Here is an 18,023-nt window from a genome sequence, read left to right on the forward strand (position 1 = left end):
TTCACTCAACTTCCTCAAACCTTTTTTACATGTTTAATCCTATTTCCAGATAATGCCTGCCTCCGATTCTAAAACAAATGTTCCAGAAAGGAGAATTACTTTTCATGTGGACATGGACAGCTTTTTTGCGTCAGTTGAGATCAGGGAAAGGCCGGAACTCAAAGGGCTGCCTGTTATTGTGGGCTCTGACCCTAAAGGAGGTTCAAGAAGGGGAATTGTAAGCACCTGTTCTTACGAGGCAGGAAAATACGGGATCAATTCGGCAATGCCAATTTCACAGGCTTACAGGCTTTGCCCGGGTGCGGTCTTTTTGCCTGTAAACATGAAGCTTTATAAGGACGTTTCGGTAAGGATAATGGAACTTTTGAAAGGATTTGCAGAAAAGTTCCAGCAGGTCAGTGTGGACGAAGCCTATCTTGTGCCGGGGCCCGAGATCAGGAATTTTGAGGAGGCTGCCCTTTACGCTCTCAGGATCAAAGATGAAGTACAGAAGCAGGAAGGGATCACCTGTTCGGTAGGAGTCGGGCCAAATAAGCTCATTGCAAAAATTGCGTCAGGTTTTCAGAAGCCTGATGGGCTTACGGTTGTCAGGCTCGGAGATGTCAGGGAATTTCTTTTTCCGCTGCCGGTTTCAAAAATTCCCGGAATAGGGGAAAAGACCACCGAGGCCCTGGAAGGAATCGGAATAACGAGGGTAGAAGATCTTGCGAACTGTGATATCCAGCTACTTTCGGAAAGGTTCTGGAAAATGGGACTCCGCATGAAACAGATGGCAAATGGGCTCGATTTTGGCGAAGTTCGGGAAAATAAAGGCGTAAAGTCCATCAGCAGGCACGGAACCTTTGAGGAAAACACGAACGACCCTGTAAAGATCATCAGGTCTCTGGACATACTTGCGGAAAGTGTGCACAGTTCCCTCCTGAAAAACCGGTTCCTTTTCAAAACAGTGACCCTTATAGTGCGTTTTGAGGACTTTTCTACATATATGCGCTCAAAAACCATCTCAATCTGGACTTCGGATGTCTTTGTGATCAAGAGAACAGCCATGCAGCTTCTTTCGGAATTTACCGGGAGAGAAAAGTTCAGGCTTGTAGGCATAGGGGTTACAAAACTTAGAGAAAGGGACGAGAAGCAAACGCTGATTACGGATTTTTAATAGTAGTTTTTATTGCGTGCTATTTAGAGTTCAGACCTGCATCTGCAAATCAAATATAGAGTTAAAATTTCAGGCCTGAATCTGGTAGCGGACAGGTAGAGCTCTGTTATGCTTATATATTTTATAATAGAAAAACCAATTATATCCAATGAAAAAAGCTGTAAAGATGGCTCTGGCCCTTCTAATAATTGCCATCCTGACTGTGGTTATTGTTTATGCCACACTTCCATATTTAAATTACATTTTTGGGGCTCTGATACTTTTCGTTATATTCCGATCTCTTTATCATTTTCTCGTAAGAAGAGTTCGGATTCGGAAGCAATTCGCAGCAGTACTCGTAATAATAGTTTCTATCTTTGTTGTGTTGATTCCTTCTTACTTTCTTCTGAGTATAATCATCACCGAAATCCAGCAGCTTTTACTTGATCAGGCGTCCATTATCGCATCTATTCAGTCCGGAGGCCACTTTTTAACTAACCTTCTCTCAAGGCTGAAGATCCCTACAGACGTGTTCCAGACTAAAATAGAAGAAAGAGCAATGGAAATTGCCTCACAGGCCGTTAATTACACGAGCTTGTTCATTCTGGGTTCGATCCAGAGCCTGAGCCGGCAGTCAATTGGCCTATTGATAATGTATTTTCTGCTCTATTACCTCTTTACCGGGGAAGATTCGGACTTTATGCGCCAGATCTCTGTTGCAGTCCCGTTCAATGAAAAAAATACAGCTACTCTTCTGGATGAATTCAGAATAATGGTTCGGGCGACTCTTATCGCCAGCGGAGCAGTTGCTCTTGTCCAGGGTGGAATCCTGACCATTGTATTTCTTATCTTTGAAATCCAGGGAGCTTTCCTCTGGGGCGCCATTGCAGGAATTCTGTCCTTTTTGCCTGTTGTCGGAGCGCCTTTGGTATGGGTTCCTGCAGCTATTGTCCAACTTTTGCAGGGAGACTATATTGCAGGGATTACCATATTCGCAGCCGGTCTCTTTATAAGTGTTATTGACAACTTCCTCAGGCCCGTTATCCAGAAGAAGGTCGGAGAGATACATCCATTCCTATCCCTGCTCGGAATTGTTATAGGGGTGTCTCTTTTCGGGCTCCTGGGAATCGTTATAGGTCCGCTTCTGCTCTCTTACTTCGTTCTGACAGTGCAAATGTTCTCCAGAGAGTACCTTTCCGAAAGGGAGTGAAAATCTGCAAATCGAAATCCTAGGATGTGAGTCGTTCGGAGCAAGATCCCTTTCATGTGTTGTAAAAACAGATGATAGGACAATCCTCATTGATCCGGGAGTTGCCCTTGCACGCTTACGTTCACGCCTGTTTCCTCACCCTGTAGAAGTTGCCGCCGCTTTCAATATAAGAGAAAAAATTCTTTCTGCATTCGAAGGGGCTACAGATGTTGTTATCAGCCATTACCACGGGGACCATATGCCAATGAGTGCTGAAGATCCCTATCAGCTGCCTATGGAAGCTCTCCCTTCCCCTGAAGGGATAAATTTCTGGTGTAAAGGCCCTGATAAAATTTCTAGCCTGTCTGCAAAGCGCAGGCATGAACTCTCGGATTTTCTAGGTTTCTCTCTTCCAGCCTCAGAAGGCGTGAACTCCGGCAGTATGAACTTTTCTCTCCCCACCCCCCACGGAACCAGGGATAAGGGATTTGGGACTGTAATGATGACCCGAATCTGCGAGGGAGACGAGGTTTTTGTCCATAGTTCGGATATCCAGCTTCTGGACAGGGAAGCCGTCCTTGAGGTGCTCGCCTGGGAACCCACAATTGTTTTTGCCTCAGGCCCTCCTCTTTATCTTTCACACCGCGTTCCTGAGGCAGGAAAAGAGGCTTCTGAAAATGCTCTTCTTCTGGCCAGTGATGTGGATACGCTGATCCTGGACCATCACTTGCTCAGGTCTTTTGAAGGGTACAGGTGGTTAAAAGAGCTGGCCGGAAAAGTTGAAAACAGGGTTCTATGTGCTGCAGAGTTTATGGGAAAAGAACCTGAACTTCTTGAGGCTCAAAGAAAAACTCTTTATGAAAAAATGCCCGTACCTTCAGGCTGGCACGAAGCCTATGCAAAGGGTGAGGCAGGCTTTGAGGGGTATGTCTAACAGGCGCACCTTTAAATCCCGCGTTTTATTCTTTCGGGTTGCATGGGATGTAATTGTCTATATCATGAATCTTTTCGGAGCGCTGTTCATAGCAATCATAGAGTTCTTTTCCCCAGGCTAGAGCTCCGGGTTCAAAGCTTATAATATATTTTCGGTCAAAAACAGTATTTTTCGGGAAAAGGGCCATTATCATAAAGTTGTCTGCCGCCACAATCGCAGGAATCCTTTCACAGTCAGTGCAGACAAAAAGTTTAGCGTTTTCCATTTTAAGAAATTTATCGGTCTGTTCTCTGTAATCTTCAACCCACCTTTTCAGGACTGATTCCGGGAGGACGATCGATATCGGTATTCCCTTTTCAGCGATTCCCAGATAAAACGAAGGAAAAAGAGGGTGAAAATATGGAATTGCAGCTTCCAGCTTTTTTGCCATCCCGGCATTTTTGACATACTCCGGAATCATCTCAAACATGTGGTCTATTTGAGGTTCGATTGTAGTGCAGTGCCCAAGCTCGCTGATCCTTCGCAGGAGAAAAAGTGGAATCTTGCTCATCTCCCTGTCAGCCCAGTACTCCTTATTTTCTTCGAGGACAGAAAGAGTGTTCACAAGGGGTTTCATTTTCTCAGCTATGATTTTACCCATTTCGCTGAGTTTGTAGAGATTTTTTTCCTGAACTATAAGGTGTTGTTCTCTGAGCTTTTTCACCTGCGGCTGGATTGCTGTTGCACTGGCGTTAAGGGCTTTTTTTATTGTTTCGATATCCTTTGGCCCTTCAAGCAGGAGAAGAATCACATTCTTCCTTTTTTCAGAGAGGAGAATCAGATCGAGTAGAGTATTTTCCATGTCATGCACCTGGACCGGATACCTGTAGGCTTGCAACGCATCGGAATGCCGTAAATATTAAGAAAGATTCTTAGTAAAAATGAAATATACTTATGTATTTTATAAAAGTTTGAAGATTAATAGTTTATGTATTTTTCTCCTCAATCCATAAACACAATGCATTTCGTCCGGTTATTTTTCTTCATAAGCTGTTTTTTCCCTGAGGAAATCTCAATTCAGAAACTTAATTTCAAAATGCATATTTTCTTTAATCAACTATATACTCGCTATTATCTCAAATATTTTAATTAAATTTACTACTTCAGAAGTGCGGAGGGGCACGAATACCCCGTCCTTTACAGGCTGTCCGACAATTACTATCAGTAATAACTAAATTAGTATTAACTAAATCCTTCTTTTTCTATTTAAACGCTTTAGACACTTTCTTTTATACCTATAGGACTTACGCACTTGAAGTACCAAATCAAGTACGAGCAGCATCATCTGAATTCGTAGGATTTAGACAGTTATGTATTTAGTGTTGCTGTTTCTCTGTTCAACTGCGTAAGTCCTAACCTATTTAACCTCAAATGGAGTTGTCGTACAGCCTCTTTATGGTGGGGTGGTCGCACTCAATTTGATTTTTCATTATCTCCCTCTTTTATCTTTCGTTTATTTTTTATATAATAAATGTAACTATTCCAAAATGATTTACATTCATAAACTTTCTCATTTGAATATGAACTTTAAAAAAAATATATTATTGGAGCGAATCAATGCGATAATATCAGGTTGAATCGACACCAAATACATTATTAATAATTTTATTAGTTTAAAAAGTAAAATTAAGAGAATTAATAAGCCCTGAAAAAAGCACCGAAAATTAGGGAATTCTCTCTCTTACAAACAAGAGTAGAAGAATTACAAGATCACAACGAAACATTAAAGAAAGAACTTGTTTTTGTAAGGACTTAAGTACCTGAGGTACAAAATCATGTACAAAAGAAGTTATTATAGGGCACCTGTCCCCGGAAATGATTCGCTTACTCCTTCAAACCCCTTATATGCTTACCGTTTCCGGGATGTAATCCTCTTCAGTTTTCTGGTGAATGATTTTATACCCTTTTTATCTCTTATTCATGTCTTTGCCATATCTTTCTGTACTATCCGACTTCACATGTTCCCGGCCCTTACGCCCGAGGGATTTCGGAGAGGCTGCAGATTTTAACAGTATTAAGAAAATCTGCAAGTACTTCTTAATGCTCTCAAGCATAAATAATTATTTGTTAAAAAAGTAACAAGTATAGTAGATAATACCAGATTTTTAAGTACCAGATTTACCGACCCATGGAAAGCCTGGAGATAGTCGATATCAATCTGTATCAGGCCCTCAGGTTTTCCATCAGCTCTACCTATACATCCATTTTTCGACTTGCTTTTCTCAGGGCTTTTCTCCGGATTTTTTGACCTGTCGGGTTACATCTTCGATAATACCCTGAAAATGGGTCACTTCTCCGTCCTCATTTCTCTGGATAAAGGTTTTTTCCTCTACCCAGCGGACTTCGCCTTCCTTAGTCAGGATACGGTACTGGCGGTAAAACTCCTTACCTCCTTCTTCACAGTTTTCCTCAAGCTCGAGTTCCACAAGGAAAAGGTCTGCTGGGTGAATAATCTTCCCGTAAAGGATTTTTCCGGAAATGAAGTCCTCAGAAGCATACCCGAACTGCCTGACATTCTCAGATACATAGAGGGTGGGCCAGTATTTTTCAGCCTTCCAGAGAAAAACTATCATCGGACTATTGTTAATTACGGTTTCGAGTGCTTTCTGCCGCTCAAGCAGGGCTTTTTGCTTTTCCATAAGAGCTTTCTGGCTTTCAAGGGCGTTCCTGAGCGCCTTTTTGTTTTTAACCTCAGGAGTAACGTCCCTGACTATGCCCTGAAAACTGGTTACATTCCCCTTTTCATCGCGCTGGATAAAGGTTTTTTCTTCTACCCAGCGGACTTTTCCCTTCCCGGTAAGAATTCTATACCGCTGTACGAAGCTGTCTTTTTCAGTCTCGCAGCATCTGGTAAGTTCTTTTCTAACCCTGTCTATATCCTCGGAATGGACTATGTTTGCATACATTATCCTTCCTGTGAGGAAATCTTCTGCGCTGTATTCAAGCTGGGTTACATTTTCGGAAACGTATTTGGCAGGCCAATTCTCGTCTGGGGTCCAGAGGAAAGCCATAACAGGGCTGTTATTAATTATGGTTTCCAGAATTTGCTGCCTTTTCAGTGCTTCATCAAGAATCATTTCGTCACTTTCAGCTAATTGATTGAATCCCATAGTTATCACCTCTCCAAAAACCCTTCCGGATCCAAAATCCTTTAACTGCTTCAGCTAAAATGCACTTCTCAAATCCTCAAGCAATATATAATATATTTTGACACCTTATAAATGATGTCTTTCTGTGCACGGCAGGAATATTATGGGCTCTAAAATCACAACAGGAAATGAGAGTATTGGAGAAGGGAGAAAGTCCGCAGAAAAGGCACCCGATATTATACAGCAGGCCAGGAAAGAATACGGGAGATATTTCGGTATATGCGGTTCATACCATCACCTTAAAGCCTGTATCTGTAAAAGCTGTCCTTCCTATTCCGACGGTGCAGGGATGTTCTGCTCCAGGAACAAATGTCCGGTGCAGGGGAAAAAAGAAGGCTGTCTCTGTGAAGCCTGCGAACTTTTCAGGAAATTCCGACTTGAAGGCGAATACTTCTGTCTTCAGGCCGAAAAACCGAAGTTCTCCGGAGAAATGTCTTATGCTTCTCTGAACAGGTGCAGGAATTCTCTTGATCACGAGACCAGAGTTTGCGTACTGGGAGAAACGGAACGTGTGAATAAATAAATCAATTTTCTCATTATTTCATTTGAAGTTTTAATGTAATTAAAGTCCCATTGAAATATTTAATATGCTCAAAAAGTCTCATCGTTTGAGCTCTGTCCATCAAGTCTGTCATAGCTCACTGACTTTTCAAATGCGTAAGTGGCATTCCTGTTCCTACCTTTTTTGAAAAAACTCCACGGGTTAGGCTAAATAATTCCGGATCTATAAAAAATATCCGATTCGAATTCAAGATTCAGTTGTTCTCTTTAGGCACTGAAGGGAATTTCGGATACTTATGGAGGTATAAAAATGGCAACTAAAGAGGAATTAATTCAGGAGCTTTCTGATGCAGTCATCTCCTGCAAGAAGGATGCAGTACTTGCTGCTGTTGAAAAAGCAAAAGAGGTTATGGAACCCGCTGAGATTATTGACAAAGGGCTTTCTGCAGGCATGAACCATGTAGGGGTTCTTTTTGAGAGAGGCAAACTTTTCCTTCCCCATGTGATGATGGCTGCTGATGCAATGACAGCAGGGGTTAAGTTTCTTGAAGCCGACCTTCCGGCAGGAGAGAAAAGTAAGAAACTTGGAGTAGTTGTAAACGGTACTGTTGAAGGCGACGTCCATGATATTGGCAAGTCAATCGTTTCAACCATGCTCCAGTCTGCAGGTTTTGAAGTTTACGACCTTGGCAGGGATGTCCCTATCCGGAATTTCGTAGAAAAGGCAAAAGAAGTGAATGCTAACATGATTGGGCTCTCAGCTCTTATGACCACGACGCTTCAGGGGCAGAGAGAAGTCATTGACCTGCTTAAAGAAGAGGGCATGAGGAGCAAAATAAAGGTCATGGTAGGAGGCGCTCCTGCAACTCAGGCCTGGGCCGAGAAAATAGGCGCAGACTGCTATGCCGAAAACGCAAGCGAAGCTGTTGCAAAGGCAAAGGAACTGCTGCTCTAAACTCGAATTTTATTTAAATTAAGTCTATCTAAGTCTATCTGAAGGATGGAGGATAAAAAAATGGCAACTGAATATGCTTTGCGGATGGGAGACGGCAAACGTGTTTTCCTTACGAAGGAGAAGATTATTGAGGAGCTTGAGGCAGGTGTAGCAAATGCTGCCGACCTTGGCGAAATCCCTGATCTTAGTGCTGATGAGATCGACAAGCTTGCAGAAATCCTTATGATGCCCGGAAAATCTGTCAGCGTCGAGCATGGTATGGAAATTCCTGTAACGCACGACATCGGCACTATCAGGCTTGACGGGGACCAGGGGAACAGTGGAGTAGGGATTCCCTCAAGCCGGCTTGTCGGCTGCATGATGCACGAGCGGGCTTTTGGTGCCGACACAATGGAACTCGGACACATTGACTACAGTTTCAAGCCGGTAAAACCCGTTGTTTCAAATGAGTGCCAGGCAATGGAAGTCTGCCAGCAAAACATGATTATTCCATTGTTCTACGGTGCAATGCCCAATATGGGACTTTATTACAACCCCGATGGTCCATTTGAAAATCCCGGCGACCTTATGAAGGCTTTTAAGATTCAAGAAGCCTGGGAATCCATGGAACACGCTGCAGAACACCTTACAAGAGACACTGTCTGGGTCATGCAGAAACTCTTTGCCTCCGGGGCAGACGGAATCAACTTTGACACAACTGCTGCAGCAGGCGATGGGGACTTTTACGGCACGCTTCATGCTATCGAGGCCCTTCGAAAAGAGTTCCCTGACATGTACATCGAAGCCGGTATGGCAGGCGAAATGGTGCTCGGTATGCATGGCGGGCTTCAGTACGACGGCGTAACCCTTGCAGGGCTCTGGCCACACCAGCAGGCCCCGCTTGTTGCAAAAGCAGGAGCAAACGTTTTCGGGCCGGTTGTAAACACAAATACAAGCAAGACCTCAGCCTGGAACCTTGCGCGGGCTGTTACTTTCATAAAAGAGGCAGTAAAGGTTTCGACCCTGCCCTGCCACGTTGACATGGGCATGGGGGTTGGCGGAATTCCGATGCTTGAGACTCCTCCGATTGATGCCGTTACCAGGGCAAGCAAGGCAATGGTTGAAATTGCAGGCGTAGACGGCATATAGATCGGGGTCGGCGACCCATTGGGTATGCCGATTTCCCACATAATGGCTTCCGGAATGACAGGAATAAGGGCTGCCGGCGACCTTGTCGCAAGGATGCAGTTCTCAAAGAATATGAGGATAAAAGACGCAAAAGAATACGTGGCAAAGAAACTCAACGTCGACACCATGGATCTGTCAGACGAGCATGTCATGCGCGAACTGCGTGAAGAGCTTGACATCGGTGTCATAACCTCAGTTCCTGGCGCTGCAAAAGGTATTGCCGCAAAGATGAACATAGAAAAGTTGCTCGATATCAAGATAAATTCCTGCAACCTTTTTAGAAGACAGATACAGTAAACAGAAAACTCCCAAATATCTGCAAAGATGCGGAGAAGCGGGTATGAATCTCCTGTACACTTGAATCAGGATAATTCCTGATAAAGGATTATATTTTTTCAGGATTCTCCCGCTTTTTCCGTTTGCAGGCTTTTATAAGTCGATTTGTGCTGCAAGAGCTGTGCGAATCGTCGGTTAATCTAACTAAGGAAATTAGAGGAGTGTGCGTTTAAAATGAGCGACGAAAACAGTGAAAACGGAGGGCTCCAGCGGACAATCGATTGGAAACAGGGACTTGCAATTGCCCTGGGCGTGCCTGTACTGATCCTGCCGTCCATAGGTTACTTTGCAAATTATGTCTGGGCCTTTGCAATCATTATCTGGGCACTATCTGTCTTTCAGGGTTTCATGCAAAACTTTGCCTATGGGGAGCTTGCCACAATGTTCCCGAAAGCATCCGGACTTCCTGGGTATGCTCAGAGTGTCTTTACGAGTCAGGATGCAAACAGGAAATATGACCGCAGCAAATTGCTTGGAGGTTTCAGTGCCTGGAGCTACTGGTTTGCCTGGAATCCGGTCCTTGCAATCTTTTCAATCCTTATCGGGAGTTATCTCAAAGGCCTGATCCCTTCATTTGCAGGAGTGCCTGACCTGGCCCTTTATCTCGCGTCCGGTGCGGTCGTATTCGTACTTCTTATCCTGGTCAATTATCGCGGGCTCTCGGGCGGAGCAACGCTTGGGTATATTCTTGCAGTGCTTTCTCTTGCCCCTCTTATCATTATTTCCCTTGCTCCCTTTATAACCGGAGACTTTGAAATTAGCAATATCACCGGTGCGTGGCTGCCTGCAGACTGGAGCTGGGATGTGCAGCATATCCTGATCCTGCTGGGGCTTATGGCGATGGCTCAGTGGAGTGCCTGTGCCTGGGAAACCGCAGCAATTTACGGGCCTGAATATAAGCACCCTAAATCCGATGTCCCAAAAGCCCTCTTTATCTGCGGCTCAATCTGTCTTGTAACCTTTATCCTGGTTCAGGCAGCCTGTACGGGAACTCTGGGAGTTGAAGGAATCCTGAACGAACCATTCTCTCCTATGCTGCCTATGGCTCAGATGACCCTTGGCCCCATTGGTGGATCTCTCACAATCCTTATGTTGATTGCGGCAATGGTCCTGATCATTCAGACAGCATTTCTCGGAGCTTCAAGGGCAATGTATTCTATGGCTGAAGAAGGAAATCTGCCAAGGTTCTTTGGAAAAATGAATCCACATGGAACTCCTGTTAACGCAATGATTGTCATTGCCCTCTTCAATATGGGTTTCATCTTTCTGGGAACCCCTTCAGCCATACTGGCTGCATCAGCCATAGGTTATGTTTGCGCCAATGGGATCAGTCTGCTTGCATATGTTAAGGCAAAATTTGACCCGAGGTTCTCGAAACTTGAAAGACCGTTTAAAGCCCCGGCAGGCTGGCAGTATGTAGCCTTTTTGTTTGGGATCTTTAACCTGCCTTTATGCCTGATCGGCGTGATTTACCTTAACAGCCTTGAAGTAGGCTGGACTTCAACAATAGTAGGCTTCGTGGTGCTTGCCCTTTATCTTCCGCTCTGGTACTATTCCCAGAATGAGAGTCGAGCAATTTTAGAGAAGAATAATTCTCAATCGAGCGAGTCCACGATGTGATAGTCGCGAAGGTAAGGTTACGAAAAATTTATACTGCTCCCCTTTCCCGGTAATCGGTTCAGTTTGTGAGACGGTAATTTATTATTGAATTATGAGTCCCTGTTCCGGGTGCAAAAAGGGGCCGCAGGAAACATGTGGTTACAGGAAATATATAATCCCTATATAGTCCTGCAACTCCATGTTAATTTTGTTATATCAAGAAAATAAGGCAGTTTTATATTTTTTCTTTATTCTACGGAAAATAGCCTGATCCGGTTGGAAATGAGGTTTTCAATCAAGCCATTTAAAGTATCACTTCCAGAATTATGGGAACTTACAGTACAGTAGATAGAGAAGAAGGCCTGAAGATCCTTGAGAACTAGCTTGTCAAAAACCCTTATCTTCTGGGAACCTATTTTGCTTTTGAGCCCAATGCCTTTGAAGGGAGAGATTAAGAGTATAGAATAAAGTAAAGGCAGGAAACCCTGTTAAATGGTTTTCACTTGTCGTAGGGGACGACGCATAGTCTTTCCTGAAGGAATAGACTTCAGAGAAACGGACTCTTCTGGGTACGCAGCTTGTGACCAATCTTGTGGACCCGATCGAGAGCAGCATTGAACTTGATACAGGCAGAAGAACTGAGTTCAGCAATAAAAAGAGAAAAATCCATAAGACTAAAAGATTCTCGTAGCATCGTGAAATATGTCTGGTTACGGAGGCACCTAAAAGCTGTAACATTCCCACATACCACAGCTCTCAGGTACATTTTATAATGCATTTGCCGGGGTTCGGAGCAGAGAAAATTCCCGCACACTAAGCCTGAAATTTTCCTTTTTAGCTCATTTGATTTTTTTTCTTTCGAGGATGCGATAATTTTTTAGTCCGTTTTTAGTGCCATTTTGAATCCGTTTTTAGTGCCACTTTGAATCTGTTTTTAGTGAGCATTTTGAATCTGTTTTTAGTGAGCATTTTTAGTCCGTTTTTAGTGCCATTTTGAGTCTGTATTTTAACCTTTTCTTAACAAATGCTCATATTTATTCAAGCGATTTGCCTTTGTTGGATTGGTTTTAGCTCGCTAGCAACTGGTTTACTAATAGCTTCGATATTATATAGCCCAACCCACGTAGCTCTTTCGAAGCTTTCAGGTAAAAGAAAGAGCTGTATGTAAATTCTAAAGTGAAGTGATTTTTCAATGCTTTTAAAATTTTTAATTAGCTTAACTAAGGCTTAATGTCTTTTTCAAAATTAGCCCACCTATCAAATATATTTCTAGATTTAACATAATCTTTTAATAAAAGAGTTTCTAATAAATATGGAATAGCAATGAGTTCATCTTTATGCGATACTATCTGGCTTTCTGAAAAAAGGAAAAACCTCCTTCTCTTGCTTATGGAAGGGTCCCGGGACATCGATCAAATAAAAACTTCTCTCAACGTAACTTCAAAAGCGATGATGCCTCAGATTAAAATCCTTAAAAAGCAGGGGTTAATTCTTCAGAAAGAAGACACTTATGTGCTTTCGGAGATTGGAAATCTTGTTGTAGGAAACATGCTTCCCCTCCTGAACACACTTGAAGTCCTCGAAGAAAATAAGGAGTACTGGGCAAGCCGGGACACAGGGGTCATATCTCGTGAACTATTCATGCGGCTTGGAGAACTGGGGGAATGTATGGTAATCGAACCTGACCTGAACCACCTGTTCGATCTTCCAAGGGAATTTACTGAAAATCTTATAAAATCCAGATGTATTATGAGTTCTCTTTCTTACTATCATCCCCTCTATCCGTCTCTTTATTCCAGGCTTGCAAAAAGCGGGGCTGAAATGGAAATAATGCTTACAAAAGCCGTATTCGAGAGACTGAAAAGTGATTTTGAGGATGAACTCGAAACCCTGCTTAATTCTAAAAATACTGTTGTTAGGATCTGCGAGGAAACCCTTCAGCTTCCGACAATCGCTGTTACTGAAAAGTTCATGTATCTCTGCCTTTTCAATAAGCAGGGAAAATACGATCATAGAAAAGTAATGAGTTTCGATGAAAGTGCTCTGTGCTGGGGCAGGGAGCTTTTCCTGCATTATAAAGAACTGTCCCGAGAAGTGGTCGAAATTTAAAGGATACCTGAATCTTACCGGTAGAATAAGAGCAAGTTCCCATCTGCTTTATCCCTTTATAACTGGCTGGAGTTTAAGACTATGAGATTTAAAAATTTCCCCTTGAAATCAAAGCTAGTTATCTATATCGTGGTTGGGGTTTTTCTCATTCTCACAGTCTCTACTGCTGTAATTATCAGTACAGTAACCTCTCAGGAAAAGAAACTGGCTTACCAGAAATCAATTGAAATGGCAAGCAGTTATGCAAATCAGTTTGATGCTGATATGAAAGGCAGCAGGGCAGTTGCAAAGACTCTTGCTCTTACAATGGAAAATTACAAAGCTTCCAACAGGAGTGAAGTAATTGGTATTCTGGACAATATCCTAAGAAAAAATCCTAATCTTATAGGGACCTACGTGGCGTATGAGCCGAATGCTTTTGACGGCAAAGATGGGGAATATGTCAATACCTCCGGGCATGATGCAACAGGCAGGTTTGTCCCTTACTGTAATAATATCAAAGGCCGCATTATGGTCGCACCCCTTATGCGCTATAATTCTTCCGATTATTACCAGCTGCCCAAAGCAAGAGGAGAAGACGTCTTAACAGAGCCTTACTTTTATGAAGGAATATTCATGGTAAGCCATGTTTCTCCCATTTTCAGGGATGGGAAATTTGTCGGGATAGGGGGAGTGGATGTCCCTCTTGAATATGTTGACGAGGTAGTAAGCAAGGTCCGGGCTTTTGATACAGGATATGCTTTCATGGTAAGTAATACCGGAGTCCTGCTTTCTCACCCTACGCGCAAAGACTGGATTGGAAAAAAAACTCTCTATGATTTTAATTCGAAAGAAATAGCCAATGCTGCAAACGATATAAAAAAAGGAATAGGCGGATATCTTGAGGTAAGGGACTCCACTACAGGCAAAACCGTTGTAATGTTTTACGAACCTGTTCGAACCGGAAATCTCGCTTTCGTGCTTGTAATTCCGAAAGAAGAAATGCTTGCAGGTGTTTTCGACCTCCGGAACAGGCTTCTTATTATTTCTGCAATTTCGATCCTGTTTATGGCTGCCCTCGCTTATATGATTGCACGTTCTATTACAAGGCCAATAGATGAGATTGTTGCAGATTTCAAGAGTATTGCCCAGGACGCTGTTAAAGGAAAGCTTGATGTCAGGGCAGATACTGATGTGGAGATAGATTTCAGAGAAATACCTACAGGCCTGAATGAAATCCTTAAAGCTGTAATTGTTCCTGTAAGAGAGACTATAAGAGTAACCAATGCTCTTGCAGAAGGAGAATTAAAAGAAAGGGTCAATGTAGACGTACAGGGAGAATTCAGGGAACTTGGAAATACGCTTGACAAATTCTCCGAAACCTTAAACCGCATTATTGACGATTCAAACTCAGTCCTTACCGCATTTCAGCATAACAATTTCAAACGGCAGATTCTGGTACACGGGCAGGGAGATTTCAAGCTTCTTACTGACGGAATAGAAGAGACACGCCAGGCTCTTGATAAGGTTACCACCCAGCGTATAGAGGCGGAAAAAGCCCTTCTGGATTATGCAAAGGAGCTTGAGCATTCCAACCAGCTTAAGGAGGAAATGGAAAGGGTTATCCATACAAGCCCTGTAATTGTCTTTTTGTGGAAGTATGAGTCTATGTGGCCTGCAGAATTCGTTTCGGAAAATATTACCAGGTTAGGTTACGATGTGGAAGATTTCACCTCTAATCGAATTCTCTACGGGGATATTGTCCATCCCGAGGATCTGGAAAAGATGGTTACGGAACTTAATATGCATGTGGAAACCGGCTGCGCTGATTATACTTCAGAATACAGAATTCTTACAAAATCCGGAGAAGTCCGCTGGGTGGACGAAAGGACCGTTATCCAGAGAAGCGCAACAGGAGAAGTTCACCTTCAGGGAATTATTCTGGACATAACTGAGCATAAAAAAGCCGAAGATGCGCTTCTTCAAATGGAAGAAATCCGTAAAAAAGAAATTCATCACCGCATCAAGAATAATTTGCAGGTAATTTCGACTCTTTTGTACCTTGAGTCCGGGAATTTTACGGATGAGGGTGTGATCGAAGCCTTTAGAAACAGTCAGCACAGAGTCAAATCAATGGCCCTGGTCCACGAAAAGCTGTACCAGTCCGAGGATATGGTAAGCGTGGACTTTGCAGATTATATTAAGAATCTTGCTGATTACCTTTTCCAGTCGTATTCCCTGGACAACGTGAAAGTAAGTTTGAAGCTAGACGTTGAAAAGGTTTTCCTCGGAATGGATACGGCTGTTCCCCTCGGAATTATTATCAATGAGCTGGTATCAAATTCCCTGAAACATGCTTTTGCCAGAGAGAAAGGGGGGGAAATTTATATTGAACTGCGGAGAGCCGGAAGTGAATATAATGAAAGAACCGGTCTTAGCGGGATAGCACGGAATAAAGAGGATAAGTTAACCCTGATAGTAAGAGATAATGGCAGAGGGTTCCCTGAGAAACTGGACTTCAGGAACACGATTTCCCTGGGGCTTCAACTGGTGACAACGCTCGTGGATCAGATTGAAGGGAATATCGAACTTGACAGCAGCAGAGGGACAGGGTTTAAGATTAGCTTTTTCAGGAGATGAAGCATAAAATAAGGTGTGATAATGGCAGAAGGAAGAATTCTGATTGTTGAGGACGAGCATATCGTTGCAATGGGAATAAAGAAAATGTTAAAAAGTTTGGGATACACGGTTACAGGTGTAGCATCGTCCGGAGAGGATGCCATAAGCAAGACGGAAAGTACTTTTCCTGATGTCGTGCTTATGGATATCATGTTAAAGGGTGATCTGGATGGCGTGGAAGCTGCAAGAGAGATCAGGGAAAGGTTTGATGTCCCGATTGTTTACCTGACTGCATATTCCGATAATAACATTCTTGAACGCGCAAAGATAACTGAGCCTTTCGGTTACATTATAAAACCCTTTGATGAAAAGGATCTCTACAGCAGTATCGAAATAGCTCTGCACAGGCAAAGGAAGGAAAAAGAAAAACTAAAATGATTCCGGAGAAAAAAACGATACATCGGATCTATCCGGCGGGAAATTCATTTTTATCGGGCTTTCCAGGAAATTCGGTAATTCCCCGGATCGCCAAAGTTTACTTCTTTTCCTTAACAGACCGCAGAGATTCCTCTCTTATATCTTCAGTTCTTTTTCAAGTGCTTCAACAGTGGTTTTCAGGACTTTAATCCTGGAATATTGTTTGTCGTTTGATTCCACAACAATCCACTTAGCATTTGTTGTGCTCGTTTTCTGGAGCATCTCATCGGCTGCGATTTTATAGTCCTCCCACCTGCTCCGATTACGCCAGTCATCGGCTGTGATTTTCCACTTTTTTTCAGGATCATACTGCCTGCTGTTAAAGCGTTCCAGTTGAGTGTCCTTATCGATTTGAAGCCAGAACTTAAGCACAATCGCTCCTGCCTTTGTCAGGATTTCTTCAAATTCATTAATTTCCCTGTAAGCCCTTTTCCATTCTTCTTCGCTGCAGAACCCTTCAACTCTTTCTACCAGGACTCGGCCGTACCAGCTCCTGTCGAAAATAGTTATATGTCCCACTTTAGGGATTGCTTCGCAGAAGCGCCAGAAATAATGGTGGGCTTTTTCTACGTCATTTGGTGAGCCCACTGGCAATACCCCATAGATCCTGGGATTAAGGTTTTCGACAAGGCGGTAGATATCTCCTCCTTTGCCTGCAGCGTCCCAGCCTTCAAAAACCACAATCATAGAGCGCTTTTTTTTGAATAGCTCGTACTGGAGGGCTTCGAGCTTTTGCTGGTAAAGTTTTTTTGATTTCCTGTACTCATCTGCAGGCATTTTTTTCGAAATGTCAACTTTTTCCAGGATAGAACCGTTAAGCTCAGGGATATCCCGGGTTTCTATGTTCAGATATTTAATTGTCTGCTCTGCTGGAATTCTGGTTACCTGTTCAATATAAGTTTCAATTGCGTGGGTGGCCGTCATCATAATTTTAAGAGTTGCGAAGCCCCGGTCATTGGCTTCCACGATTTTCCAGGGGGCATAACGCATATCTGTTTTCTCCAGCAGCTTTTCGACAAACGGCAGGTACTCATTATAATTATGGACAAAATCAAGATCCTGTCTGCCTTTATTTTCATTTTCGTCAAGGATAAAGAGAGTATCGTTCTTTTTGAGATCTTTGAAACGTTCTTTATGTTCTTTTTCGCTTATGTGAAGGAAAAATTTGAGTATAAGATATCCATCATCTGCAAGCTGGCGCTCGAAATAATTTATTTCTTCCAGACATTTTTCCATTCTTTTTTCGGATTTTTCCTTCCCCAGGCACTCTATAATTGCCGTGCTGTACCAGCTCCGATCAAAGATCGCAATTTTCCCCCGCGCAGGAATCTCGGACCAGAAACGTACAATAAATGGCTTGAGGGAGTCTTCGTAGCAGGGAATACACATGGTGTGAAAGTTGTATCCTCTGGGGTCCAAAGAAAGGATGAAACGGTTGATGTCTTCTGCCATCCCGGAGACATGCCAGCCTTCGAAAACGAGGATAATAGGTATTTTTAATTCCCAGGCTTTCCGTTGCAGCTCTCCGAGCCTGGCTTTAAATATTTTCTCACTTTTTTTATATTCGTCATTTATTATTGTCTTTGACAGATCGGTTTTTTCAAGCATGGTGAAACCCTGAGCTGATCTCTTTAAAATAAATAACTATCTAAATCTTACATTAATATTGGCTGTATGTATAATATTTGTCTTTAAATGAATATATAATATGTAGTATATGCGTCTAATAGACATTTTGATTTTTGGTTAGTAGCTCTGCTAAATATTAATGAGAAAAGATGAATAGAATTCTATAAATTTTGTAGATAAGAATTCAAATAAATTATAATTTAATA

At 42.7% G+C, this 18,023-nt stretch carries 12 protein-coding genes and 1 pseudogene; 10 read left to right on the top strand and 3 right to left on the bottom strand.

Features of this window, described 5'->3' with window-relative positions; all coding sequences use genetic code 11:
- The first annotated feature begins 52 nt into the window (after nucleotides 1–52).
- The 3 genes from dinB to RG963_RS10390 all read left to right on the top strand — a co-directional run bounded on the left by dinB (nucleotide 53) and on the right by RG963_RS10390 (nucleotide 3,258).
- A complete protein-coding gene (gene dinB / locus RG963_RS10380) occupies nucleotides 53–1,156 on the top strand; it encodes a DNA polymerase IV (RefSeq protein WP_310576199.1) in 1,104 nt (367 codons plus the stop codon).
- 148 nt (nucleotides 1,157–1,304) lie between these two features.
- Entirely contained in the window at nucleotides 1,305–2,345 is a 1,041-nt protein-coding gene (locus RG963_RS10385) for an AI-2E family transporter (protein WP_310576200.1), read from the top strand.
- A 16-nt stretch (nucleotides 2,346–2,361) separates the two neighbouring features.
- Nucleotides 2,362–3,258: an MBL fold metallo-hydrolase gene (locus RG963_RS10390; protein ID WP_310576212.1), complete on the top strand. Its 897-nt coding sequence runs from the start codon at nucleotides 2,362–2,364 to the stop codon at nucleotides 3,256–3,258.
- Nucleotides 3,259–3,283: 25 nt separating this feature from the next.
- Here RG963_RS10390 and RG963_RS10395 read toward each other — a convergent pair whose 3' ends face one another.
- Entirely contained in the window at nucleotides 3,284–4,135 is an 852-nt protein-coding gene (locus tag RG963_RS10395) for a helix-turn-helix transcriptional regulator (protein WP_310576201.1), read from the bottom strand.
- A 1,384-nt stretch (nucleotides 4,136–5,519) separates the two neighbouring features.
- Nucleotides 5,520–6,407: a PAS domain-containing protein gene (locus RG963_RS10400; protein ID WP_310576202.1), complete on the bottom strand. Its 888-nt coding sequence runs from the start codon at nucleotides 6,405–6,407 to the stop codon at nucleotides 5,520–5,522.
- A gap of 142 nt (nucleotides 6,408–6,549) precedes the next feature.
- Between RG963_RS10400 and RG963_RS10405 the strand changes: the two genes are divergently transcribed.
- From RG963_RS10405 to RG963_RS10435, 7 genes and pseudogenes are all read left to right on the top strand, one after another.
- The gene (locus RG963_RS10405) at nucleotides 6,550–6,969 is read left to right on the top strand and encodes a DUF2769 domain-containing protein (RefSeq protein ID WP_310576203.1); all 420 of its coding nucleotides are present in this window, start codon (nucleotides 6,550–6,552) and stop codon (nucleotides 6,967–6,969) included.
- A gap of 288 nt (nucleotides 6,970–7,257) precedes the next feature.
- The gene (mtbC, locus tag RG963_RS10410; protein ID WP_310576204.1) at nucleotides 7,258–7,902 is read left to right on the top strand and encodes a dimethylamine corrinoid protein MtbC; all 645 of its coding nucleotides are present in this window, start codon (nucleotides 7,258–7,260) and stop codon (nucleotides 7,900–7,902) included.
- Nucleotides 7,903–7,962: 60 nt separating this feature from the next.
- Nucleotides 7,963–9,366, top strand: a pseudogene (gene mtbB, locus RG963_RS10415) ([dimethylamine--corrinoid protein] Co-methyltransferase).
- 213 nt (nucleotides 9,367–9,579) lie between these two features.
- Nucleotides 9,580–11,025: an APC family permease gene (locus RG963_RS10420; RefSeq protein WP_310576205.1), complete on the top strand. Its 1,446-nt coding sequence runs from the start codon at nucleotides 9,580–9,582 to the stop codon at nucleotides 11,023–11,025.
- A gap of 1,302 nt (nucleotides 11,026–12,327) precedes the next feature.
- Entirely contained in the window at nucleotides 12,328–13,113 is a 786-nt protein-coding gene (locus RG963_RS10425) for a helix-turn-helix transcriptional regulator (protein ID WP_310576206.1), read from the top strand.
- Nucleotides 13,114–13,194: 81 nt separating this feature from the next.
- Entirely contained in the window at nucleotides 13,195–15,732 is a 2,538-nt protein-coding gene (locus RG963_RS10430; protein ID WP_310576207.1) for a histidine kinase dimerization/phosphoacceptor domain -containing protein, read from the top strand.
- Between the two features lie 21 nt (nucleotides 15,733–15,753).
- Nucleotides 15,754–16,149 (top strand): response regulator, encoded by a 396-nt coding sequence (locus RG963_RS10435; RefSeq protein ID WP_310576208.1) that lies wholly within the window; start codon nucleotides 15,754–15,756, stop codon nucleotides 16,147–16,149.
- A gap of 135 nt (nucleotides 16,150–16,284) precedes the next feature.
- Here RG963_RS10435 and pap read toward each other — a convergent pair whose 3' ends face one another.
- A complete protein-coding gene (pap, locus tag RG963_RS10440) occupies nucleotides 16,285–17,796 on the bottom strand; it encodes a polyphosphate:AMP phosphotransferase (RefSeq protein ID WP_310576209.1) in 1,512 nt (503 codons plus the stop codon).
- Between the last annotated feature and the right edge of the window lie 227 nt (nucleotides 17,797–18,023).

The organism is Methanosarcina baikalica, assembly GCF_031461075.1.
Taxonomy (GTDB): domain Archaea; phylum Halobacteriota; class Methanosarcinia; order Methanosarcinales; family Methanosarcinaceae; genus Methanosarcina; species Methanosarcina baikalica.